Annotated in this window: 16 protein-coding genes, 1 tRNA gene and 2 rRNA genes; 11 read left to right on the forward strand and 8 right to left on the reverse strand. The window is 60.0% G+C overall.

Annotated features, from left to right (window positions below; all coding sequences use genetic code 11):
- Positions 1-19: 19 nt before the first annotated feature.
- The 4 genes from G405_RS0112645 (at position 20) to G405_RS0112660 (ending at position 4,938) form a co-directional block, all read left to right on the forward strand.
- Positions 20-2,806: ribosomal RNA gene (locus tag G405_RS0112645) — 23S ribosomal RNA — on the forward strand.
- Between the two features lie 104 nt (positions 2,807-2,910).
- Positions 2,911-3,025: ribosomal RNA gene (rrf, locus tag G405_RS0112650) — 5S ribosomal RNA — on the forward strand.
- 122 nt (positions 3,026-3,147) lie between these two features.
- Positions 3,148-3,224 (forward strand) — tRNA-Met (locus G405_RS0112655).
- 361 nt (positions 3,225-3,585) lie between these two features.
- Positions 3,586-4,938, forward strand: coding sequence for a DEAD/DEAH box helicase (locus tag G405_RS0112660; protein ID WP_028284793.1), 1,353 nt, complete (start codon positions 3,586-3,588; stop codon positions 4,936-4,938).
- Between the two features lie 70 nt (positions 4,939-5,008).
- On the opposite strand, the gene G405_RS0112665 is transcribed toward G405_RS0112660, so the two are convergent.
- Both G405_RS0112665 and G405_RS0112670 read right to left on the reverse strand, forming a co-directional pair.
- Positions 5,009-5,950, reverse strand: coding sequence for a pirin family protein (locus G405_RS0112665; protein WP_022701895.1), 942 nt, complete (start codon positions 5,948-5,950; stop codon positions 5,009-5,011).
- A 34-nt stretch (positions 5,951-5,984) separates the two neighbouring features.
- Positions 5,985-6,923: an FkbM family methyltransferase gene (locus tag G405_RS0112670; RefSeq protein ID WP_022701896.1), complete on the reverse strand. Its 939-nt coding sequence runs from the start codon at positions 6,921-6,923 to the stop codon at positions 5,985-5,987.
- Positions 6,924-7,030: 107 nt separating this feature from the next.
- Here G405_RS0112670 and G405_RS0112675 point away from each other — a divergent pair, with 107 nt between their 5' ends.
- The 3 genes from G405_RS0112675 to G405_RS0112685 all read left to right on the forward strand — a co-directional run bounded on the left by G405_RS0112675 (position 7,031) and on the right by G405_RS0112685 (position 9,912).
- Positions 7,031-8,473: a M20/M25/M40 family metallo-hydrolase gene (locus G405_RS0112675; RefSeq protein WP_022701897.1), complete on the forward strand. Its 1,443-nt coding sequence runs from the start codon at positions 7,031-7,033 to the stop codon at positions 8,471-8,473.
- A 111-nt stretch (positions 8,474-8,584) separates the two neighbouring features.
- Positions 8,585-9,199, forward strand: a complete 615-nt coding sequence (locus G405_RS16040) for an FMN-dependent NADH-azoreductase (RefSeq protein ID WP_040705796.1) — start codon at positions 8,585-8,587, stop codon at positions 9,197-9,199.
- A gap of 107 nt (positions 9,200-9,306) precedes the next feature.
- The gene (locus G405_RS0112685) at positions 9,307-9,912 is read left to right on the forward strand and encodes an FMN-dependent NADH-azoreductase (RefSeq protein WP_022701899.1); all 606 of its coding nucleotides are present in this window, start codon (positions 9,307-9,309) and stop codon (positions 9,910-9,912) included.
- Between the two features lie 24 nt (positions 9,913-9,936).
- Here G405_RS0112685 and G405_RS0112690 read toward each other — a convergent pair whose 3' ends face one another.
- Both G405_RS0112690 and G405_RS0112695 read right to left on the reverse strand, forming a co-directional pair.
- Positions 9,937-10,725: a hypothetical protein gene (locus G405_RS0112690; RefSeq protein WP_022701900.1), complete on the reverse strand. Its 789-nt coding sequence runs from the start codon at positions 10,723-10,725 to the stop codon at positions 9,937-9,939.
- Positions 10,726-10,796: 71 nt separating this feature from the next.
- Positions 10,797-11,840, reverse strand: a complete 1,044-nt coding sequence (locus G405_RS0112695; RefSeq protein WP_022701901.1) for a hypothetical protein — start codon at positions 11,838-11,840, stop codon at positions 10,797-10,799.
- 239 nt (positions 11,841-12,079) lie between these two features.
- Here G405_RS0112695 and G405_RS0112700 point away from each other — a divergent pair, with 239 nt between their 5' ends.
- Genes G405_RS0112700 through G405_RS0112710 form a run of 3 tightly spaced genes read left to right on the forward strand, consistent with a single transcriptional unit; the run spans position 12,080 to position 15,204 of the window.
- A complete protein-coding gene (locus G405_RS0112700) occupies positions 12,080-13,801 on the forward strand; it encodes an amidase (RefSeq protein WP_022701902.1) in 1,722 nt (573 codons plus the stop codon).
- Positions 13,802-13,807: 6 nt separating this feature from the next.
- Positions 13,808-14,578, forward strand: a complete 771-nt coding sequence (locus tag G405_RS16865) for a hypothetical protein (RefSeq protein WP_084683506.1) — start codon at positions 13,808-13,810, stop codon at positions 14,576-14,578.
- Complete coding sequence (locus G405_RS0112710; protein WP_028284796.1) at positions 14,575-15,204, forward strand: glutathione S-transferase family protein; 630 nt, start codon at positions 14,575-14,577, stop codon at positions 15,202-15,204. Before G405_RS16865 ends, G405_RS0112710 begins: the two co-directional genes overlap by 4 nt.
- Here the strand turns inward: G405_RS0112710 and G405_RS0112715 are convergent.
- The 4 genes from G405_RS0112715 to G405_RS17090 form a co-directional block, all read right to left on the reverse strand.
- Positions 15,201-15,839: a class I SAM-dependent methyltransferase gene (locus tag G405_RS0112715; RefSeq protein WP_022701904.1), complete on the reverse strand. Its 639-nt coding sequence runs from the start codon at positions 15,837-15,839 to the stop codon at positions 15,201-15,203. The genes G405_RS0112710 and G405_RS0112715 overlap by 4 nt on opposite strands.
- On the reverse strand, positions 15,836-17,896 hold the full coding sequence (locus G405_RS0112720) for a S9 family peptidase (RefSeq protein WP_028284798.1): 2,061 nt from the start codon (positions 17,894-17,896) through the stop codon (positions 15,836-15,838). The genes G405_RS0112715 and G405_RS0112720 overlap by 4 nt, the downstream gene beginning before the upstream one ends.
- Before the next feature lie 65 nt (positions 17,897-17,961).
- Entirely contained in the window at positions 17,962-19,131 is a 1,170-nt protein-coding gene (locus tag G405_RS0112725; RefSeq protein WP_022701906.1) for a hypothetical protein, read from the reverse strand.
- Positions 19,082-19,354, reverse strand: coding sequence for a hypothetical protein (locus G405_RS17090; RefSeq protein ID WP_169447527.1), 273 nt, complete (start codon positions 19,352-19,354; stop codon positions 19,082-19,084). Before G405_RS17090 ends, G405_RS0112725 begins: the two co-directional genes overlap by 50 nt.
- 78 nt (positions 19,355-19,432) lie before the next feature.
- Between G405_RS17090 and G405_RS0112730 the strand changes: the two genes are divergently transcribed.
- Positions 19,433-21,985, forward strand: coding sequence for a TonB-dependent receptor (locus G405_RS0112730; protein WP_022701907.1), 2,553 nt, complete (start codon positions 19,433-19,435; stop codon positions 21,983-21,985).
- Positions 21,986-22,168: the final 183 nt, after the last annotated feature.

A 22,168-nucleotide genomic window follows, 5' to 3' on the forward strand; every position in this document is an offset into this window, starting at 1 on the left:
CGTGCATGAGCATCGTTGAGATCAAGCGTCAAAAGGGCGTCTGGTGGATGCCTTGGTGGTAAGAGGCGATGAAGGACGTGGCACGCTGCGTTAAGTTCCGGGGAGTTGCGAGCAGACTTTGATCCGGAAATTTCCGAATGGGGGAACCCACCTTTACAGACCCTGGCGGTTGTTCGTCTGAGTGATCAGGCGGCCAATCACCAGTGTTTGTGAAAGGTATCTTATTCTGAATACATAGGAATAAGAAGCGAACTCGGGGAACTGAAACATCTAAGTACCCGAAGGAAAGGACATCAATTGAGACTTCCCTAGTAGCGGCGAGCGAACGGGAACCAGGCCAGTGTCTCTTCTTGAGTCAGCGGAACGATCTGGAAAGTTCGGCCATAGCGGGTGATAGCCCCGTACGTTAAAGCGATTGAAGAGACCTTGAGTAGGGCGGGACACGTGAAATCCTGTCTGAACATGGGGGGACCACCCTCCAAGCCTAAGTACTCCTTACCAACCGATAGTGAACCAGTACCGTGAGGGAAAGGTGAAAAGCACCCCGACGAGGGGAGTGAAACAGATCCTGAAACCGGACGCCTACAAGCAGTCGGAGCCGCCTTGCGCGGTGACGGCGTACCTTTTGTATAATGGGTCAGCGACTTTGTCTCTCGAGCAAGCTTAAGCCGGTAGGTGTAGGCGCAGCGAAAGCGAGTCTGAATAGGGCGACGAGTTCGAGGGATAAGACCCGAAACCGAGTGATCTAGCCATGTGCAGGTTGAAGGTGCGGTAACACGCACTGGAGGACCGAACCCACGTCTGTTGAAAAAGACGGGGATGACGTGTGGCTAGGGGTGAAAGGCCAATCAAACTCGGAGATAGCTGGTTCTCCGCGAAATCTATTTAGGTAGAGCGTCTCGTATTACCTTCGGGGGTAGAGCACTGGATGGGCTAGGGGGTCCCAACGACTTACCAAACCTAACCAAACTCCGAATACCGAAGAGTAGAGCGAGGCAGACACACTGCGGGTGCTAAGGTCCGTAGTGGAGAGGGAAACAGCCCTGACCGCCAGCTAAGGTCCCTAAGTTATCACTAAGTGGGAAACGATGTGGGAATGCTTAGACAACCAGGAGGTTGGCTTAGAAGCAGCCATCCTTTAAAGAAAGCGTAACAGCTCACTGGTCAAGCGTTCCTGCGCGGAAAATGTAACGGGGCTTAAGTGATACACCGAAGCTGCGGACTCGAAAGAGTGGTAGCGGAGCGTTCTGTAAGTCTGTGAAGGTGGCCTGCGAGGGCTGCTGGAGATATCAGAAGTGAGAATGCTGACATGAGTAGCGATAAAGAGGGTGAGAGGCCCTCTCGCCGAAAGTCCAAGGGTTCCTGCGCAATGCTAATCAGCGCAGGGTAAGCCGGCCCCTAAGGCGAGGCCGAAAGGCGTAGTCGATGGGAACCAGGTTAATATTCCTGGGCCAGCGGGTAGTGACGGATTGCGGACGTTGTACACTCTTACTGGATTGAGTGTGCAGCCAAGCCGTCCCTGGAAATAGCTCCCGCATGAGACCGTACCCCAAACCGACACAGGTGGACTGGTAGAGCATACCAAGGCGCTTGAGAGAACTCTGTTGAAGGAACTCGGCAAATTACTCCCGTAAGTTCGCGAGAAGGGAGCCTGGCATTAGGCAACTGGTGTCCAGGGGCACAGACCAGGGGGTGGCGACTGTTTATTAAAAACACAGGGCTCTGCGAAGTCGCAAGACGACGTATAGGGTCTGACGCCTGCCCGGTGCCGGAAGGTTAAAAGGAGGGGTGAGAGCTCCGAATTGAAGCCCCGGTAAACGGCGGCCGTAACTATAACGGTCCTAAGGTAGCGAAATTCCTTGTCGGGTAAGTTCCGACCTGCACGAATGGCGTAACGACTTCCCCACTGTCTCCAACAGAGACTCAGCGAAATTGAATTCTCCGTGAAGATGCGGAGTACCCGCGGTCAGACGGAAAGACCCCGTGCACCTTTACTACAGCTTCGCAGTGGCGTTAGTGGCGATATGTGTAGGATAGGCGGGAGGCTTTGAAACCAGAGCGCCAGTTCTGGTGGAGCCATCCTTGAAATACCGCCCTTATCCTCATTGACGTCTAACCGCGGTCCATGAACCTGGATCCGGGACCCTGCGTGGCGGGTAGTTTGACTGGGGCGGTCGCCTCCCAAAGAGTAACGGAGGCGCGCGAAGGTTGGCTCAGAGCGGTCGGAAATCGCTCGTTGAGTGCAATGGCATAAGCCAGCCTGACTGTGAGACTGACAGGTCGAACAGAGTCGAAAGACGGCCATAGTGATCCGGTGGTCCCGCGTGGAAGGGCCATCGCTCAACGGATAAAAGGTACGCCGGGGATAACAGGCTGATGATGCCCAAGAGTCCATATCGACGGCATTGTTTGGCACCTCGATGTCGGCTCATCGCATCCTGGGGCTGGAGCAGGTCCCAAGGGTTTGGCTGTTCGCCAATTAAAGCGGTACGTGAGCTGGGTTTAGAACGTCGTGAGACAGTTCGGTCCCTATCTGCCGTGGGTGTTGGATACTTGAGAGGAGCTGTCCCTAGTACGAGAGGACCGGGATGGACGTACCTCTGGTGGACCTGTTGTTACGCCAGTAGCATAGCAGGGTAGCTAAGTACGGAAAGGATAACCGCTGAAAGCATCTAAGCGGGAAGCCCCCCTCAAAACCAGGTATCCCTATCAGAGCCGTGGAAGACCACCACGTTGATAGGCTGGAAGTGGAAGCGCAGCAATGCGTGAAGCGGACCAGTACTAATTGCTCGATCGGCTTGATCCAACAATGCTCATGGGCGGCGATCGCTTCGTCCCATGAAGCCCGATCTTGGCAACGCCAAGTAAAAGTCAGCATGTCTCTACAAATCAATGCATCGGTCTTGCCGACCGGGTGGTTATAGCGAAGGCTCCACACCCGTTCCCATCCCGAACACGGCCGTTAAGACCTTCTGCGCCAATGGTACTATGTCCTAAGGCATGGGAGAGTAGGTCGCCGCCCGGTCCGCTAGACACGATGCAATTACATTCTCCGTTACACTGTTAAATGAGACCGACGCCGTCACTCAGAACGACGTTTGCTTCTGCAACCCATTTGTTGTTAAAACAAAAGCGTTGCAGCCCTGATGCGGGGTGGAGCAGCCCGGTAGCTCGTCAGGCTCATAACCTGAAGGTCGTAGGTTCAAATCCTACCCCCGCACCCAAGTTTCAAAAGCCCCGCGCCATTGGCCGGGGCTTTTTCTTGTTTCAGACCAGGCGAGAGACGGACGGGATGCATGTGGCGAACGCCCTAAGAGGTCATGATCCAAGAGGAATTGAGCGTATCTCAAGAATGATCACTTGCGTTCTTGGTCATTTGGGCGCACAGAGGCGGCACGCGAAGCACGCGCCCAGCACGAGGCTGGTTGCGCGGCGACGGATCAGCCGGAGTGAGAGCACTCCCGTGATGAGGTCCGGGCGGGGGCGATATTCGTCCCAGAACGGCGGCTGAACGATCCAGTTGTCTATATTTTTGAACGAAATAGCGCCCGGAGATCGTCCGTGAGCGCTGCTATGAGGTTATCCTTGACCCGATTTACAGATCTAGGTCTGAACGACTCCATTCTCTCGGCGATCGCCGAACAGGGCTATGAAACGCCCACCCCCATTCAGGCGCGCGCCATCCCCCAGGTGCTCGCCGGCCGTGACCTGATCGGCCTGGCGCAAACCGGCACCGGCAAGACCGCCGCCTTCGTGCTGCCGCTGATCCATCAATTGCTGGCTGTGAACAAACAGGCGCCGGGCCGCTCCTGTCGCGCCCTGATTCTGGCGCCGACGCGTGAGCTGGCAGCCCAGATCGAAGAGCAGGTTCGCGCCTATACCGCTCACACGCGCCTGACGAGCGCGGTAATCTTTGGTGGCGTCAAAGCCGGCCCGCAGATCAAGACTCTGGCGCGCGGCGTGGATATCCTGGTGGCGACGCCGGGCCGTCTTCTGGACCATCTGGGCGAACGCAAGGCGCGGCTGGATCTGACCAGTTTCGTGGTGCTGGACGAAGCGGATCAGATGCTCGATCTCGGCTTTATCCCGGCGATCCGCAAGCTGCTGCGTCTGGTGGGCAAAGAGCGTCAGACGCTGATGTTCTCCGCCACCATGGTGCCGGCGATCCGCCAGCTGGCTGACGATTTCCTGTCCAATCCGGAAACCGTGGCGGTGACCCCGCCCTCCAAACCGGTGGAGCGGATCGACCAGAAGGTGCTCTACACCGAAGCGGCGGATAAACCCGAAGCGCTGATCGATCTGATGGCGCCGGAAGCCGGCAAGCGCACGATCATCTTCACGCGCACCAAGCATGGCGCGGACCGGGTGGCGAAACGTCTGGTGAAATACGGCCACAAGGCCAACGCCATTCATGGCGACAAGAGCCAGAACCAGCGCACCCGGGCGCTCGACGCCTTCAAATCCGGCGAATCTCCGGTTCTGGTGGCCACTGATATCGCCGCCCGCGGCATTGATGTGGACGGGGTTGATCTGGTGGTCAATTACGAGCTGCCCAATGTGGCCGAGAACTATGTCCACCGCATCGGCCGCACCGCGCGCGCCGGCGCGACCGGCCGGGCCGTCGCTTTGTGCGCGCCGGACGAGCGCGTGATGCTCAAGGATATCGAGAAGACCATGGGCGTCGCCATCGCCGGTCTGAACGACGCGCCGCCAATGCCCAAGGGCGAGGCCGCCAAGTCCAAAAGCCGACGCCGGGGCGGACGCCGCGGTCAGGGCCAGGGACAGGGCGAGGGCGCCCCGTCCGGCCAGAAGCGCGGGGGCGCTTCCGGCAAGCCGCGCCAGGGCGGTGAAGGCGCACGCGGCGGCAAACCCCAGCGTAATCGACGGAGCGGCGGGGGCGGTCAACGCCGCGGCCCGAGCGCCACAGCCGCCGAATAAGGCTGCTACAGATCCATAGAGAGCGGGCGCGGTTCATCAAAACCGCGCCCATTTTGCATTTGATTGTCGTTCAGCTCGTCGGATTCTCTTCCGTACAGGCAGGCGGCTCGCCCGGTTCGGGATCGCCGGGCAGGGGGATGTATTCGTTTTCCTCGACCGGCATGCGGAAGGGGGTGTCCTTGAAGCCTTGAGCGATCGAGGCGCGCCAGTCGGCTTTGGCCTGCTCGATGCGCTCTTTGCGGCTGGAGACGAAATTCCATTCCATGAAGCGCTGGCCCAGCGGTTGGCCGCCGAGCAGCATCAGACGGGAGTCTTCTGTCACGCTGACGCTCGCCTGGTTCTGGCCGGGCGTGAAGATCGCCATATGTCCGCCTGAGACGGTCTCGCCGCGGACCTCAACACCCCCTGAGACCACATGCAGCGCCAGTTCTTCATGGCCTTCCGGCAAATCAAACTGTGCGCCCGCTTTCGCCTCGATATGAGCGTAGACAATGGGGGAATAGACTTTCACCGGCGAGGTGCGGCCATAGGCGCTGCCCAGGATCAGACGACAGTGCGCGTCGCCCAGCTCGAAAGCCGGCAGGTCATCCGCGCCATGATGATGAAACTCGGGCTCGATCTCCTGGCAGTCTTCAGGCAGAGCGACCCAGACCTGAATGCCGAACATGAAAAGGCCCTTGGCGCGGGCTTCATCGCCCGTGCGTTCTGAATGGGTGACGCCCTTGCCGGCGGTCATCCAGTTCACATCGCCTGGATAGATGGTCTGGTGCACGCCCAAACAATCGCGATGGTCCATCTCACCGTCAAACAGATAGGTGACGGTCGCCAGGCCGATATGGGGGTGGGGGCGCACATTGATGCCTTCGCCGGGGTTGAACTGCGCCGGGCCCATCTGGTCGTAAAAGACGAAGGGGCCGACATGGCGGCGCTGTGCGACAGGCAGGATGCGCGTGACGCAAAATCCGCCCAAATCCTTGCTCTTGCCTTCCAGAATGCGTTCAAGCGGGTTCATCAGTTGTCCTCTGGGCTGAACGGAGAGGGGGGAGTTAGCGTGCGTCCCGGTCAAGAATGACGTTCATTCGGGTGCTCTGGCGGATGCGATAACCCTTGCTCAGCGCCAGTGCTGCAGCGTCGGGCGTGGTGCGGCCATCGGCCATGTCGGCGCGCTCCAGGATCAGCAAATCCGGCCAGCGTGTCTTGGGGGCCTTGGCGAAGAAATGTGACAGGATGGCGGCTTCACCGCCCTCCACATCCACTTTCATGGCGTGCGCTTTGGTGAGCTTGAGCTCATCCATAAGCGTTAGAAGCGTTGTGACGCGCACAGCTTCGCCTTCCGAGCCGCCAAGATGGGCCTGACCATGATTGCCCGAGATCATGCGCATGACCTCTTCGCCCTCGTAATCCGCCAGTGCGACGCCCGCCATCTCGATCTGGCCGAGCGCATTCTGGCGTGCGTTGAAGCTGAGTCTGCGGCGCATTTCACGTTGGGGCTCGACCGCGATGACGCGTGATTTCTCGCCGCCGGCCAGCGCCGCCACCAGCGCATAAGCGCCGGCGTTCGCGCCGATATCCATGAACGCCTTGCCAGGGCCCATGATGCTGCGCAGCGCTTCGAGTTCGGCCGGGTCAAAGCATTGCGGCGTCATGAACAGACGCTTTTCCGACAGATTGTCGGTGGGGTGCAGCCGCAACTTCAAGCCAAGCGCCTGAACATCCGCCACGCCAGCTTTCATGCCGCTGAGCGCCAGAGGGCGCGCGGCGCCGGCCAGACGCAAGCCGGCGCGTGAGGCCGGCAAGGCGCGTCCGATGGCGAGCCCGATCTTGCTGACAAATCCTGGCGCATACGCGCCATATCCGGGGGCAGGCGGTTCATGAGACACAGGCCCGCCCTGCGCCCGCTTCACTTCAGGTGAGGCGGGCGGAATCGTCAGCATTTCGTCGGTCTCAGGCAAAGCCTGGTCGGAGTTTGATGTCGTCTCGGTCATGCCAAGACTTATAAACGCAATTGGGCGTGACCGCATACCATGAGATCAGGTTTCCAGTTTCGCTCGGCGCCAGTATGGTCACCTCAATTCTGAGGAGGAGAGACATCATGCTGCGCACCTTTGCGGTCGCCGCCCTGCTATCCACAGCAAGCCTGGCGCACGCCCAGACCGAGCCGTTTGATCTGGGGCAGGACAATCGAGAGATCGCCCGGGCTCTGGGACAGGCCGCGCTTGAGAGCGATCTCGCTTATGAGATCACCGAGTCTCTTACGACCGAAGTCGGCCCCCGTCTCGCGGGCACGCCACAGGAAGAGCGGGCGCGCGATTGGGCGGTGGAGATGCTTGAAGAGCTGGCGTTTGAAAACGTCCGCGTCGAGCCGTTCGAGCTTGATCTGTGGACGCGCGGACGCTCGGTTTATGAAGAAGTGGCTATCACTGCGCCTTATCCTCAGGAACTCTATGCGATCTCCCTGGGCGGCGCCGGCGCCACGCCTGAAGGCGGGCTGGAAGCGGAGGTCGTGTTCTTTGACAGCTATGACGCACTTCTCGCGTCGGATGCGGACGAAGATGCGCTCGAGGGCAAGCTGGTCTTCGTCAATGACCGCATGGTCGCCAGCCGTACTGGCGAGGGCTATGGCTGGGCCAATCGCAAACGCCGAGACGCCTGGGTGCTGGCTGAGGATCGCGGCGCTGTGGGTGTGCTTATTCGTTCTGTGGGGACCAGCTCCAACCGTTTCGCGCACACCGGCATGATGAGCTTTCCTGACGGGCGTCGGCCCGACATTCCGGCTCTGGCCGTTTCTGCGCCGGATGCAGACCAGCTCCAGCGCCTGAATGAGATGGGCGAAACCGTCTCGATCAATATGCGCACCTATGCCGGCTGGCGGGGCGAGGCGATGAGCGGCAACGTTATCGCCGAGATCACCGGATCTGAAGCGCCTGACGAGATCGTCATTATCGGCGCGCATCTGGATAGCTGGGACACCGCCACAGGCGCTCTCGACGATGGCGCGGGCGTCGGCATCGTCACGGCCGCTGCGCGTCTGATCGCGGAAAGTGGTCATCGTCCGCGCCGCACCATTCGTGTGGTGCTGTTCGGCGCCGAGGAAGTGGGACTGGTGGGCGCACGCGCCTACGCCAACGCTCGCATGGAAGACGGCACGGTGGGCGATCACATCATCGGGTCTGAATCAGATTTCGGCGCTCGGGAAGTCTGGCGCCTGCGCTCCAATGTGGGCGAGCACGCCCTGCCGGAGATCGACGCCATTCACCGCGAACTGCAAAGCCTGGGTCTGGTGCGCGGTGATAATTCCGGCGGCGGCGGGCCAGACATGATCCCGCTGCAATATATGGGCGTGCCCATGGTGCGGCTTGAGCAGAACGGCGAGGACTATTTCGAGTTCCACCACACGCCGAATGACACGTTCGACAAGATAGTGCCTGAAGAAATGGCGCAGAACGTCGCCGCCTGGACCATGATGGTCTGGCTGCTGGCCAACAGCGAGACTGATTTCCGGCCGCAGACGCCGCAAGCGGAAGCGAGCGAGTAATTCCGTTCTGGAAGCAATGAGCTTCCAGAAGTCGGGCTACACGCGGGATCCGGGCGTAGGCATATCTCCTGCCATCAGGCGGCGCCGCCGCAACACATGATGGAGGTGATTATGTCTGCGCCCACTATTCTTCAGGTCAATTCCAGCGCCCGTCTCGAAGGCTCGGTCAGCCGCGAACTGTCGCAGCTGCTTTCCCAGGCCCTGGCTGGCGAGTCCGGCACGGTGACGGTTCGCGATCTCGCCGAAACCCCTGTGCCGCAAGTGGACGCAGGCTGGGTCGGCGCCAATTTCACTGATCCTGCTGAACGCACCCAAGCACAGCGCGACATCCTCAAAGGGTCTGACGCGCTCGTGGGTGAGCTGAAAGCGGCGGATCAAATTGTCATCGGCATGCCGATCTACAATTTCTCCATTCCCGCCAGCCTGAAGGCCTGGATCGATCAGATCGCTCGCGCGCGCGAAACCTTCCGGTATTCCGAAGCGGGGCCTGAAGGCTTGCTGACCGGAAAAACGGCCTGGATCGTGGTCGCGTCGGGCGGCGTGCCACTGGATTCAGGCGTGGATTTCGCGACGCCTTATCTGCGTCAGGTGCTGAATTTCGTCGGCATCACCGATATTCGCGTCATTGACGGCTCGCGCTGGGATTTCCGAGAGGAAACCGATCGCGAGGCGATCCGCGCACTGGCCCGCACGGCGGATGTTCAGCCTGCGCAAGCGGCTGAATAAAGACGCTCCCCAGGCGCTCACATTTATGTGGTGCGCGTTTGATTGGCGCTGGCGCGGTCTTGGTCTCATCTCTGAAGCCATTCTTTCGAATAGTTTCAGGAGCCCTCATGACCGCGCCTCGCATTCTGACCCTGTATTCCAGCGGTCGCACCACCCAGTCCGCCAGCCGTGAACTGGCAGACCTGTTGTCCATCACTCTGGCCGGTGAGTCAGGCGTGATCACAACGCGTGATCTGGTCGCCCAACCGCTGCCCTTTGTGGATGAGGCGTTTGTGGACGCGAGCTTCACCCCGCCTGCAAACCGCACCGCGGCGCAAGTGAAGGCGCTGGCCGTCTCCACAGATGTGCTGGATGAATTGATGGCCGCTGATCAGCTGGTGATCGCAGCGCCCATGTACAATTATTCCATCCCGGCGGCCTTGAAGGCCTGGGTCGACATGGTGGCGCGCGCCAATGAGAGCTTCCGCTATGTCTTTGACGATGGAGATCCGTATGTTCAAGGGCTGGTGAAGGTCCGCACCGTCTGGTTGGTGACGCCGACCGGCGGCACGCCGCTGGGATCAGACATGGACTTCGCGACCGGCTATCTGAAATACGTTTTGGGCTTTATGGGCATGAAGGATGTGCGCGTTATCGATGCTGCGGGCTGGCGGGATCTGGATGACGCCTTGAAGGCTGCGAAACGTGACGAGATCCGGGCTTTAAGCGCGTAGGCTTGAGGTTTGACGACTGGCGTTCTAGAGCGTGCGCCAGTCGTCGCGTACGCCCAGCTGACGGAAGACTTCTGACCAATAGGCTTGCAGAACATCACGCTGTTCGCTGCTCCATCCCCGACGTTCGATCAGATAGATTTCGATCCTGACGCCTGCGAGCACATCGCCATATTCATCCTCGATCAGCGCCGCCACACGGCCAGGCGGCGGCAGGCGGTTTTCAAGGTCTGACCGGGCGCGGCCATAAACGCTGAACAGGCGTGAATTCTGCAGCATGTCGGAAACAAGAATGACCGTGCGGCGCGGGGTGTCGGGATTGAAACCGTCTTCCAGCGCCAGGTCGGCCAGGGCCTCGATAATCGGGCTCGCCGGGCTTTCCTTGGGTTCGACCAGATCGGCGAGGGCGCTTTGCAGCGGGCCTTCAAACAAGGCCTGATAGCGCGCCTCGACCCGGGCCGGATTTCGATAGAGCGGATTGATCTGGTCGCCGCGGCCAGGATTGCACAGCGAGAAACTGTTGGTGTTGATCAGCTCGCCGCGCGCGTCCAGCTCGTACAGGGACAACCGTTCGCCGATCTCCAGCCGGTCGCGGCTGTCGAGCGCGAGTTGCTCGATGCGGGAGGCCTGTTCGGGCGAATAGAGGTCGGTTTTGTCGATCACGAGCGCCATATGGGCTGGCTGTTCCCCGCTCAGGCATAGGGTGTTGGGGTCATATTCGGGCGGTTGCAGCACGAGGGCGGCATAGCTGATCGCGCCGAGCACGCCGATCACGATCAGAATATTGATGATGCCCAGAATATCCTTGCCGCGCATATGTCTGACGCCCCCTCTGCCAGCCGATAGCGGAGGGCATCATGGGGCGCCCGCCCGCTTATGGCTAGACGTTATCGGCCGGGGAAGGGCGGTTTGTCTGACCCGCTCGTCTCGCCCGGATCGGTGAGATCGGTGTCCGCCGCCTGCTCATAGAGCTGGATCGAGCGTGAATTGTCGGCGGCGAAAAACTTGTCGATCTTGCGCTTGAGCGCGATCGCCTCACGACGCGTCGGCCCGCTCAGGCTTTCCTCGATCTCGACGGCGCTTTCCGTGTTTTCGCGGTGCGTGTGGGGCAATTGCTTGAGCACGGCGGACAGGTGGGCGGCTGCATTGATCGCCCGGCGCTGGGCTGTGCCATAGCCGATCAGGCGGTCATCGAACGTGGCGCCCTTGAACGCGGCGATGGCGGCGAAGGTGACGCCCAGTCCAAACAGCAAGAGCCCTTCCAGCGTCTGGATGCCGGTTCCCGCCATGGCGGAACTCACGGGCGCCAGAATCGCCCCGGTCGGCTCGGCCAGATCGCCGAGCGCCAGAGTGGCGGCGTTCAGTTCCAGCAAGTCACGATAGAGCGCGGCGGTGTAGTTCAGGAACACCACAAAGCCCAACGCCAAGGGCGTGCCGATGATGGCGGCGGCGAAGGAGAAGGGGCGGTCTGGGTTCTGTAACAGGCGCAAGCCTAAAAACCCGATCAGGAAGAATGCGGTGATCACATTGGTGAAAGCCACGGTGATGGCCTGAATCCAGCCGCCCAACAGGCCCAGATCAGAGCTTTTGGAAAAGAAATAGGCGTTGATCAGGCCTTCCACGAGCACCATCCCGGCGAGGATGGAGAAGTGCATGATATGGCTTTCAGGATAGGTCGCGGAGCGATTGACCCATTTGTCGCGCGGCAGCGCCTCTTCAAACATCCGACCGCGTGTCTGGCGAAAATGCAGATAGGCGTCAAAACAGGCCGAAGCGCGATAATACGCATCCGTCAGACGATCGACGATCTGATGGGTTTTGCGATCAATTTCAGTATCCATGATCTCGTCCGCATCCTCCGACCGTCCCCGGTTCAAACCGAGAAGGTTGTTCGTGATCGGCCGATCTTGGGTTTCAATCGTATCGCGCATGGTCCGGCCCCTTTTGATTAAGTCTGTTCACAGCGCCCAAGAGTTAACCATGTCCCGATAATCAAGCTTAAGTTGGGCGAAATCAAACGAAACAAGGCTGAAAAGCGGCGAATTGCGTCTTTTTTCGGGACGCGCTTCACTCTACTTTCCTCCGACATCGAGTTCGGCGCGGTGACGCCGTTAACATAGATGAACAATCCGGCGGCTGAACCGGAGCTGAACATCTCAGAGGGGACGTCATGACCGGACCATTGAATACGCGCCGCACGGTATTGGGATTGCTGGCGGGGGCGGGCGCTGGAGGGCTGGCCGCCTCGGCCGCCAGCGCTCGCCAACAGCCGCCCATCACAAGCGAGACCCTTTCGGGCGCCGAACGAATGATGGGGGTGAGCTATACAGCGTCTGAGCGCGAACAGATGCTTAATGGCGTAGAGGCCTGGGTGTCGCGCGCCGAGCGCCTGCGCGCGGTGGACAAGCCCAACGACCTCGCGCCTGCGCTGACCTTTGATCCGCGTCTGCCGGGCGTGACCTATCGTGCGCAAGACACTTTCGTATCCGGATTGCCCATCAATGCGGGCCCCGCGCCAAGCGACCCCGCAGACATCGCCTACGCACCAGTCTGGAAACAGGCGAGCTGGATGGCGGCCGGCGCGTTGAGCAGCGTTGAACTGACCGAGATCTATCTTGACCGGATCGCTCGCCATGGCGAGGCGCTGGAATGCTATGTGACGGTCACCGCCGACCATGCGCGGCGGCAGGCCGCCCAGATGGACGCAGAGCGCGCCCGCGGCGAGGTGCGCGGACCGCTGCATGGCGTGCCCTATGCGTTGAAAGACATTATTGATGTTGCAGATGTTCGCGCGAGCTGGGGCGCCAGCGTCTATCAGGACCGGATAGCCGATGAAACGGCTGTGGTCGCGCAGCGTCTGGAAGCCGCAGGCGCGGTGCTTCTGGGTAAGGCGACCTCGGGCGCGCTCGCCTATGGCGACATCTGGTTTGACGGGGTGACGCGCAATCCGTTCAACCCCAATGAAGGCAGCTCGGGCAGCTCGGCCGGCCCCGCTTCCGCGACGGCTGCGGCTTTGTGCAGCTTCGCCATCGGCACCGAAACCCTGGGCTCCATCGTTTCGCCGTCGCATCGTTGCGGCACGACCGGCCTGCGCCCGACTTTCGGACGCGTGCCGCGGACGGGGGCTATGGCGCTGTGCTGGTCGCTCGACAAGATCGGCCCCATTGCGCGTTCAACGCCGGACGCCGCTTTGGTGCTGGCGGCGATCAATGGCGGGGATGCGGGCGATGCGTCGTCTTTCGATCACGGGTTCGAGGCGGATTTCACGCGCGATCTGACAGGTTTGCGTCTGGGCTATAATCCAAGCTGGTTTGAAGACGCCGCCGATCCCGATCGCGCCGCGCTTGACGCAGCCCGCGCGCTGGGCGTCGAGCTGGTTCCGTTCGAGATTGACGAACAGCCCTGGGATACGATGCTGATCCAGCTGGAATGCGAGGCGGCTGCGGCGTTTGAAACGCTGACGCTTGAAGGTCTGGACGATCAGCTGCGCTGGCAGGATGACGCCGCCTGGCCCAACACGTTCCGTCGCGCGCGCTTCGCCAGCGCTGTAGACATGGTCAACGCGGACCGTCTGCGCCGCAAGGCGATGACGATGATGGCTGAGACCTTTGAAGGCATTGACGCCATGATTGGCCCGAATTTCGCCGGCGGGATGCTGTTGATCACCAACTATACCGGCCACCCTCAGCTCGCCTTTCGCTCGGGATTCATCGAGCAACCCACACGGACGATTTTCGGCGCTCCGGTGGATGAGAGCGGTGAGACCTTCACCGTGCCCTACGCCAGCTCGCTCTGGGCGCCCTTGTTTGACGAAGGTGTGATCCTGGCGCTGGGCGCGCAGATTGAAGCGCGGCTGGGCGTGGCCGATACTCGGCCCAGCCAATTTGGATAGAGAGATATGTCTATAAATTCTGCTCGCGATTTCAGGAAAGAGATAAAGAAGCACGCTGATCGGTTCTACTTGATTCATTATTCTTGCCAGTCACTAAACGATGACAATGAAGGGCTTTCACCTCGAATCACATCGATCGCTGTATCTTTTTTTGGAAACTCTCAAGTTGTTAGCTTTTCAACGCATGCGGTCGCTGAAGAGCTGGGAGTATCGCGTGATGATGTTCCTGATAAACTTGACGAAATTGAACGGCTTTTGCTCTCAAAATTCTACGATTTTGTTCGTGACAAAAGGGATAAGTATTGGATTCATTGGAACATGAGGAGTTTAACTTTTGGTTTTGAGCATATTGAGCATAGAGCAAACGTATTGGGGCTAAATAACGTTCCTTCTATTCCGATCGAGCGTCGAATTAATTTGAGCGATATGCTAGGTTCTTGGTATGGTCCAAATTATGTGGCTGACCCGAAGATGGTGTCTTTGATGGATTTAAATGGAGGAATCCATAGAGAATTTCTAACGGGTTTGGAAGAGGTTGAAGCTTTCAAATCGAAGGAATTTATCAAACTTCACAAGTCAACGCTCTCTAAAGTGGGTTTCTTTGATAGGATCCTGCGAAAGTGGATTAAGGGAAAGTTGAGAACTAAGGTCAATTCATTCTGGGTTTGGATTGATCGAACTTTTGAAAGTCGGGCTGCAAAATTGGTCGCTTTTTTTGGAACATTGGCTTCAATAGTTTCTGTACCCCTGTCTTTAATTTTATGGATTTTTTCATGAAGTTTTATGATTGCGCCAGCGCGCCCAGCCCTCGCCGCGCCCGCATGGTGATCGCCGAGAAGCGCATTGATGTAGAGACCGTCGAGATCGACCTGCGATCCGGCGAGCAATTCAGCCCTGACTTCATGGCGGTCAATCCCGGCTGCACGGTGCCCGCCCTGGTCACTGACGAGGGCGAGACCTTGTGCGAGAACGCTTCAATCGTGCGCTATCTCGAAGCGCTCTATCCTGACCCGCCGCTTCTGGGTGTGAGTCCGATCGAGCAGGCGCGGGTGGCCGAATGGGTGTGGCGGTCAGAGTTTGAAGGCCTGATCAGCGTGATGGAGGTGTTGCGCAACACCTCTAAATCCATGAAGGACCGCGCGCTGCCCGGACCAGACCCGGTGCCGCAAATCCCGGAACTGGCCGAGCGGGGCATGATGCGCGGCCAGCGCTTCTTCAAAACACTGGATGCGCGTCTGTCCGAAACGCCCTGGCTTGCAGGGGATTCCTTCAGCTTCGCCGACATCACCGCCTTTGTGTTTGTGGAGTTCGCAGCCTGGGTGAAGATGGTTCCCGGTGAAGAGCTGACCGCGCTCAGCACATGGCGCGACGCCTGCAAGGCGCGGCCCAGCGGTCAGGTCTAGGCTTGGCGTTTACGCGTCAGCCAGACGGATGCGCCGCCACAGCTGTCATCCCAGAAGCATTGCTCGACACGATCGAACCCGGCCTCATGAAGGCTCTGTTCAAAGCGTTCGGGCGCCAGGCTGGCGTGAAACAGGGCGTCGCCGAACATGTCGCCCCAGGCGACGCCATCACCGTCTCCGCTGGTGAACATGAAAGGCGCGCCGGGCGCTAGCGTAGCGCCGATGCGCTGGATCAGGCGCGCTTGGTCTTCTGCGGGCAGGTGAAAACTGGAATGCCAGGCGAGGGCGCCGTCATGGGGGCCGGTGAGCTCAATGTCGCGCATATCGCCGACACGCCAGGTCTGGTCGGGCCAGGCCTTTTGACAGAGCTCTATCATGGCGGGCGCGATATCCACGCCTTCGACCGCAAAACCCTGGTCGATAAGGTGAGCGGCGATGGGAAAACCTGATCCGCAGCCGAGATCGAGTATCCGTCCGCCCGGTCTTGTTAAGGCAAGAAAGCGCGCCATCCAGCCCGCTTCCAGAAACGTTTTTGCATGCCGCCGTCGAGCGTCAAACCGTTCGGCATGGCGCTCATAGATGTTTGCGATGGCGGAGGCGCCGAGCGCCTCCGCCTCCGGGTCGCGATCCCTCATTCCTCTTCGGCGTTGGCCGGGTCGTATTGCTCAAACCAGGCGAGAACGTGCCCGGCCTTCTGCAACAGGCGCGAGGGCCGGCTGTCAGCGATGCCGTGATAGGCGCCGGGAATGCGGACCAGGCGGCTGTCGATTCCGCGGATCTGCAGGGCGTTGTAATATTGTTCGGCCTCAAACACCGGCGTGCGGCGGTCTTCGCCGCCCACAAACACCAGAGAGGGCGTCTCAACATTGCCCACCAGCGAGAGCGGGCTGCGGCGCCAGTATTCCTCAGGCGCGTCCCAGGGCGTTACGCCGAACCAGTAGCGATAGATGCTCGGGCCGATATCGGCGGCGAGGGTGAAGCTCGTCCAGTTGATCACCGGCTTGCCCACCGCAGCGGCGGCGAAGCGATCCGTCACCCCGATCAATTGGGCTGTCAGAACGCCGCCGCCCGAACCGCCGGTGACGAACAGGCGCTCTTCATCCACAAACCCGCGTGCGACCAGCGCATCAATGCCTGACAGAAGGTCATCCACGTCCTGGCCGGGATAGGCCTTGTCGATCTCGTTGGCGAAGGTTTCGCCATAAGAGGTCGAGCCGCGCGGATTGGTGTAAAGCACCACATAGCCCGCCGCGGCGTAGAGCTGGACCTCACCGGAGAATTGCGGGCCATAGGCGGTGTGCGGGCCGCCATGGATCTCAAGGATCATCGGATAGGTCTGGCTGGGGTCGAAGCCGGGCGGATAGGCGATCCAGCCTTCGATTTCCTGACCATCGGCCGAGCTTTCCCAGGTGAAACGCTCCACCTCCGCCAGGTCGCGCAGGCCCAGCACATCCGCGTTCACATCAGTCAGCCGGTTCGCCAGGCCGCGCCGCGTGCCGACCCCCACATTGGCGAGATCCTGCGCACTGGCGAGCGTCGCCGCCCAGCGATCATTGTCAGACACGGTGAAAGCGCCTGACGTGTAAGGTCGGCCAAAGGTCGTGCCGCCGAGATCATCGCGCACCCGGTCGAGGCCGCCATTGAGGCCCGCATAACCCAATATGGTATGGCCGCGATCATCAAACCGGACCCATAGTCCCCGTCCGCGTTCATCCCATTCGGCCTGATCAATGCCGCGATCTAGGTCTGACAAGAGCTCACGCGGTTCGCCGCCGTTGAGCGACAAGACTTTCAGATCCGTATCAGCATGCGAGGTTTCAACACGCGGTGTGGAGAGATAGGCCAGAGTTTCGCCGTCCGGCGAAATGCGCGGACTGGATTCTCCACCCGGATAGTCGGTAATCTGGACCGGATCGGACGCGTCGAGCGTAATGGCGTAGATGTCGGCTTCACGGAAATCAAAGCCATCGGCTTCCCGTCCGCCGAGCGAGTAATAAAGCGCTTGGGAGTCCGGTCCCCAGCTGACGCCTGAAATCGAGCCATCGCTGACCTGGGTCAACTGACGCGGTGCGCCGCCATCTGCAGGCGCAACAAAGATTTGTGTAAAGCCTGAGGGCAGCTCTCCGGCGCCGTCAAACTCATACCGAGTGGTCTCATCCACCAGCGCCGGCGCCGCCCAGTCTGCGCCGCGCGGCTGCGCGGGCATGCCGATGTCGACCTGGGGTTCGGGGGCGCTCATGAACATGGTGAAAGCGATCCAGCGCCCGTCCGGCGACCAGCTGAGATTGCCGGCGCCGCCTGGCAGGTGTGCCAGGGTGGCGCTGCGTCCGCTATCCACCCATACGGTTTTGAGCAAGCTTTGGTCGTCTTCATTGGCGATGTAGACAAGCTGGCTGGAGTCTGGCGACCAGCGCGCCGAAGAATATTCGCCAGCGCCTGTGACAAGGGGGCGGTTCGAGCCTCCGTCATAGGGCGCGATCCACAATGCGGACCGTGTTCGGTCCGTCATGATGTCATTGGAGCGACGCTGGTAGACAACATACCGCCCATTGGGGCTGATTTGCGGGTCATTCGCCATTTCCAGGCTGAAAATGTCGGCCGCTTGCAAGGGGCCGCCCGCAGCTTGAGTCGATGCAAAGGCGCTGGGAGTCGCGAGCGCGCAGGCTAGCGAAGCAAGGAGTAGGCGGTTCATCATGGACGCTCCAAATCTTTGATCTGACAGCGTAGGGCCCTGAACCACTTAAGGGCAAGGGGAGGTTATCGAGCAGAATTGAGCAAGCGTGCGCGTGAGAGCCGGAACGGAGCGGCGGGGTGGGGCAATTGCCCCACGGCGCGACCGGCGATCAAGCGCGCACCTGTACGGGTGGCGGCGCGAAACGCCTCCCAGCTCTCGACCCGGTTGAAATAGACTGAACTGCCGCCTCGCTTGGCGCTGGCCAGGAACCGGTCGATGTCCAGCCGGTCAGTTTCGGTCAGCCGTTCAGGAAAATCTGCGCCGATAGCGTCCACGCCCAGATTTTCAAACCGGCTCCAGAAGGGCCAGTCCGTGCGCACTTGAACAAACAGCTTGGCGGTTTGCGAACGCAGGATCCGCAAGGTTTCATCCAGCACGGTGGAGGGCGGATCGGCCGGGGCGTCCCTGATCTGGACCCAGACAAGCTGGCGTAAATTTGCCGGTAGATCGGCCAGCGCCATGACATATTGCGAACGCGTCCGGGGGTTGCTCAGCGACGTGTAGCCCGCCGGCACGATCAGCGCGCACCGTGTCCCCGTCTGGACCAGTTCCTCAAGCGCTTCAGCCGCATCGTTCAGCACCGCCATGTCCACGGCCAGGCGCGCGTCCGGCTTCAGATCCGTCAGCATCAAATCTGTGTTGCGCGCCTGATACGGGGAGTCGACCTCAGCATTCAGCGCCCGAACGAAGTAACTGGCGACCGCCTCTCGCTTCATGTCCCAGACAGGCTGGTAGAATAGGGAAAAGGCTTTCTTCTGGTTTGGCTCTGTCTCAACAGTTTTGGCCTGACGCGGCTCATCGATCTCGGCGGACGCCATGGTCGCGGCGAATTCTTCAACGCTTAGCTGTTCGCTTTTGGCTTCAACCTTGAGCTGGTTGATGAAGGATTCGCCCAGAAAGAACTCTTCCATTTCATGGCTGATCTTGTTGGTCAGCTTTTGCGCCTGTGGCCCGGACAGGGCTTTGAAAATGACCAGATACCCACTGGCGCACTGAATGATCAGATCGTCCTCAGCCACCCGCTTGTCGATAATGGAGCGTGAGGCGATGAAGACCCGCTCGCGCCACTCCGGCCAGCGGTCGCCCGCCGCATCGCGCACCCTGTCCATGTTCACGAACTGATAGCGGCTTACGTCAATCTGCTCAGCGCTCGCCAGATGGCGCTTGAGCTGGGTCATCACGTCGTCGTTCACGCCCGGGTCTCTCCTTGGTTCGTCCTGATCTTAACCCTGAAGGCGTTGTCAGAGCGTAACTGTTTCTTTCAAGCGGAGAAGCGGCGTGAATAGCGAGATTGTGCTGCAATATGTTGCTGCGCCGCACCGGTAATAAATTATTCAAAGAAAAAGGGCTTTTTGAGCCATTCTCGATTGAATGAAGCGCATGCAGCATCTTTTTATTGCGTTGCAAATCAGTCATGGTCCGCGCGTCCAGCCACAGGCTGATCAGATAGACAAGCAATCGGACGAAGATTGCGTTCAATCAGGGAGAGTCTCCATGGTGTCATCCTTTAACCGGATCGCCTTGCTTGCAGCGGCGTCGAGCCTGACGCTCAGCGCAGCATCTCAAGCACAAGTTTTCGATCAGGTCGGCGGCGGCGAACGCCGCACGGTCGACGTGATCACCGTCACTGCGCAGCAGCGTGAGGAAAGCGCGCAGGATGTTCCGATCTCCATCGGCGCCTATGACACCGAAGCGTTGGCCAATGCTGGCGTGCGTGACATCAAGGACCTGCAAGCGCTTGCGCCGGGCCTGATCGTCACCTCCACCCAGTCCGAGACCATCACCACCGCGCGTATCCGCGGCATCGGCACTGTGGGCGATAACTTCGGCCTGGAAAGCTCGGTCGGCGTCTACATCGACGGCGTGTTCCGCGCTCGTAACGGCGTGGGCTTTAACGATCTGGGCGAGATTGAGCGGATCGAAGTGCTGCGCGGCCCGCAAGGCACGCTGTTTGGCAAGAATACTTCCGCCGGCGTTCTGAACATTGTCACCGCAGGTCCTGAATTTGAACATGGCGGCGCTCTTGAAGCCACCGTCGGCGATTACGGGTACTCGCGCCTCAGCGGTCATGTGACCGGGGCGATCATCGAGGATGTTCTCGCGGGCCGTTTGTTCGCTGTGCGCGGCGAGCGCGACGGTTACATGGACCTCTACGTCCAGGATCGCAACGGACAGTACACGGACACTGAATCCGACGATCAGGGCTTCTGGTCCGTTCGCGGCCAGCTGGAGTGGACCCCGAGCGAAACCGTCACCGGCCGCCTGATCGCCGACTATACCGAGCGCGATGAAGTGTGCTGTTCGGCAGCGTCCTGGGATTACTCTCCGGCGGGAATCGCACTGGTCAACTCAGTTGGCGGTGACGCTCTCTACCCGGCCGATCCTGAAGAGCGTGTGGCGTTCGCCAATCGCGAATACGACCAGATCGTCGAAGATTGGGGCGTGTCCGCAGAGTTCGATATCGAACTGCCCATCGGCACGCTGACGACGGTCACCTCCTATCGCAACTGGGAGAACGCACGCAGCCAGGACATCGATTACACCAGTGCGGATCTGGCTTATCGTGACCGCGAAAACAACTTCACCAATATCGAGCGTCTGTCTCAGGAAGTCCGTCTGAACGGTCAATGGGGCGATCTCGACTGGCTCGTCGGCGCGTTCTACTCCCATGAAGATCTGGTTCTGGGCGACGCCATCCGGATCGGTGATGACTGGGAAGCCTTCCTTGGACGGTCTCTAACGGCTGGCTCCGTGCCGCCGCTCGGCACCCCGGCCGGCGTCAGCGCCGTTCTGGCGCAACTGACGGGTGGTTTGATCAACATTCCCCCCGGCTCCGCATATCTGGGCGGACAGGGCGTCAACCAGGATATTTACAACCAGACGGCTGACAGCTGGGCTGTGTTCACGCACAACGCCTATCGCCTGACAGACGACCTGACGTTGACGGCAGGTCTGCGCTACACCCATGAAAACAAGGACGTTTACGCGACGTTCGACACCAACCAGCCGCTGGCTTGCGCGGCTGTTGAGCAGGCGTTCGGCTTTGATCCGATCAACGGCTTCATTGCTGCGGCCGCTGCACAAGGCCTGCCGGCCGCCACGATCGCCAACGGCGCCACCGCCATCGGCAATATCTGTCTGCCGTATCACCGCTCCGGCCTTGATGCGAACGGCTATGACAACGAGCGTACCGACGAGGAAGTCTCCGGCACCTTGCGTCTGACCTATGACATCAATGACGATGTGATGGTCTATGGCGGCTATTCCCGCGGTTTCAAGGCGGGTGGCTTCAACCTGGATCGTCAGCTGAACGGCCCGATCGGCGCGGACGGTTATCTGAACTCGGATAACTCGTTTGCGGCGGAAACCGTGGACTCCTACGAGCTCGGCTTCAAATCCCAACTGTTTGGCAATGTGGTTCAGCTCAACGGCTCGGTCTTCTTCCAGCAGGTCGGCGACTTCCAGCTGAACACCTTCAACGGCATCGCTTTTGTGGTTGAGAGCATCGACGAAGCTGAAACCTATGGCGCAGAACTGGATTTCTTCTACGCCACGCCGATCGAAGGTCTCGATCTGACGGCTGGTTACGCCTACACCAACACCGAGTACACCGAGGTGAACACGGGCGACCCGCTGGTCGACGCGTTGCAGGGCCAGGACTTCTCGCTGGTGCCTGAGCAGACTTTCACCACCCAGGTGATCTACTCGCGTCCGGTTTTCGACAACCTGTTGGCCAGCGCCAGCCTGGATGCGCGCTGGGCGTCTGAATACAACACGGGTTCCGATCTGGACCCGGAAAAGGTGCAGGACGCTTTCACAACCGTGAACGCTCGTCTGGGCCTTGGTCGTGAAGACGGCGCCTGGTCGGTTGAAGTGTGGGGTCGCAACCTCACTGACGAGACCTACGCTCAAGTGGCCATCGACGCCTTCGCTCAAGGGCGTCGCGCTGGCGCGGGCACCTCGCTCGATTCACGCGGCACGGCCAGTTATGCGGCCTTCCTGGGGGCTCCGCGCACCTGGGGCGTGACCCTGCGTACCGAGTGGTAAGAACACTCTTTACGACATAGCTGCAGATGCGAAAGGCCGGTTCCGAAAGGAATCGGCCTTTTCTTTTTTGTGTTTGGGCGATTCTAATTCAGAGAGAGCCAGGAGGTTTTGCTGCAGATGCAGCGTGTATTTTCAATAAATAACGCATTTGGACTGAGCGACTGCAGCATAGATTGACGTTCG

Source organism: Oceanicaulis alexandrii DSM 11625 (genome assembly GCF_000420265.1).
In the GTDB taxonomy this organism is placed as follows: Bacteria; Pseudomonadota; Alphaproteobacteria; order Caulobacterales; family Maricaulaceae; genus Oceanicaulis; species Oceanicaulis alexandrii.

What these genes read in the sequence shown, in the direction of transcription:
- G405_RS0112710 (WP_028284796.1), top strand. Translation starts at nt 14,575, where the DNA reads ATGAAGTTTTATGATTGCGCCAGCGCGCCCAGCCCTCGCCGCGCCCGC.
- G405_RS16040 (WP_040705796.1), top strand. Translation starts at nt 8,585, where the DNA reads ATGTCTGCGCCCACTATTCTTCAGGTCAATTCCAGCGCCCGTCTCGAA.
- G405_RS0112690 (WP_022701900.1), bottom strand. Translation starts at nt 10,725, where the DNA reads ATGCGCGGCAAGGATATTCTGGGCATCATCAATATTCTGATCGTGATC.
- G405_RS0112695 (WP_022701901.1), bottom strand. Translation starts at nt 11,840, where the DNA reads ATGCGCGATACGATTGAAACCCAAGATCGGCCGATCACGAACAACCTT.
- G405_RS0112675 (WP_022701897.1), top strand. Translation starts at nt 7,031, where the DNA reads ATGCTGCGCACCTTTGCGGTCGCCGCCCTGCTATCCACAGCAAGCCTG.
- G405_RS0112715 (WP_022701904.1), bottom strand. Translation starts at nt 15,839, where the DNA reads ATGAGGGATCGCGACCCGGAGGCGGAGGCGCTCGGCGCCTCCGCCATC.
- G405_RS0112685 (WP_022701899.1), top strand. Translation starts at nt 9,307, where the DNA reads ATGACCGCGCCTCGCATTCTGACCCTGTATTCCAGCGGTCGCACCACC.
- G405_RS0112730 (WP_022701907.1), top strand. Translation starts at nt 19,433, where the DNA reads ATGGTGTCATCCTTTAACCGGATCGCCTTGCTTGCAGCGGCGTCGAGC.
- G405_RS16865 (WP_084683506.1), top strand. Translation starts at nt 13,808, where the DNA reads ATGTCTATAAATTCTGCTCGCGATTTCAGGAAAGAGATAAAGAAGCAC.
- G405_RS17090 (WP_169447527.1), bottom strand. Translation starts at nt 19,354, where the DNA reads ATGACTGATTTGCAACGCAATAAAAAGATGCTGCATGCGCTTCATTCA.
- G405_RS0112700 (WP_022701902.1), top strand. Translation starts at nt 12,080, where the DNA reads ATGACCGGACCATTGAATACGCGCCGCACGGTATTGGGATTGCTGGCG.
- G405_RS0112665 (WP_022701895.1), bottom strand. Translation starts at nt 5,950, where the DNA reads ATGAACCCGCTTGAACGCATTCTGGAAGGCAAGAGCAAGGATTTGGGC.
- G405_RS0112670 (WP_022701896.1), bottom strand. Translation starts at nt 6,923, where the DNA reads ATGACCGAGACGACATCAAACTCCGACCAGGCTTTGCCTGAGACCGAC.
- G405_RS0112720 (WP_028284798.1), bottom strand. Translation starts at nt 17,896, where the DNA reads ATGAACCGCCTACTCCTTGCTTCGCTAGCCTGCGCGCTCGCGACTCCC.